Here is a 635-nt window from a genome sequence, read left to right on the forward strand (position 1 = left end):
CATGGAGACGCTGCGGCGCTACGGTATCGCCGAGCTGAAGCCCGGCGAGTCCGTACTGGTCCGCTACGGCGACGGCTCGAAAGGCGTGATGGCGGCCGAGGTGCGGCTGATCGACGGAGCCATGCCCTCGTCCCACTGAGGACGCGTTTTCCCGCCAAGCACAGTGCTTCCTATCTCCTTGGTGGGGCTCGGAAAACCCGGGATCGGATTCCCCTCGCGCGCATCCTGGTCTATCACCGGGCGACGGACCCCGCGGTCCGCGCGCCATCCCACGAGAGGCATGAGCCTGTGAGATCCCTCTTCCGCACGGCCCGGGCGGCCGCCATCGCCTGCCTCGCCCTGACCGCGATCGCGCCGGCCCCCGCCGCCGTCGCGCAGGTGGCCGCCCGGGCCGCCACGGCCAGATCGGAGCCGCTGACGATCGTCACGAAGGCCGGGCCGAAGCGCTTCGACGTCGAGGTGATGCGCGACGACGCCGCCCGCGCCCGCGGCCTGATGTTCCGCCGCCACATGGCGGCCGACCACGGCATGCTGTTCGATTTCGAGCAGGACCAGCCCGTGACCATGTGGATGAAGAAAACCTACCTGCCGCTCGACATGGTGTTCATCCGCCCCGACGGGACCATCAGCCGGAT

The 635-nt window shown here is 69.6% G+C and carries 1 protein-coding gene; it reads left to right on the forward strand.

The features are described 5' to 3' along the window. Positions 1-288 precede the first annotated feature (288 nt). Positions 289-635, forward strand: a 347-nt coding sequence (locus tag NS334_RS17050) for a DUF192 domain-containing protein (RefSeq protein ID WP_153002831.1), incomplete at its 3' end; no start/stop codon positions are given.

It is taken from the genome of Sphingomonas endophytica, assembly GCF_001476895.1.
Taxonomy (GTDB): domain Bacteria; phylum Pseudomonadota; class Alphaproteobacteria; order Sphingomonadales; family Sphingomonadaceae; genus Sphingomonas; species Sphingomonas endophytica_A.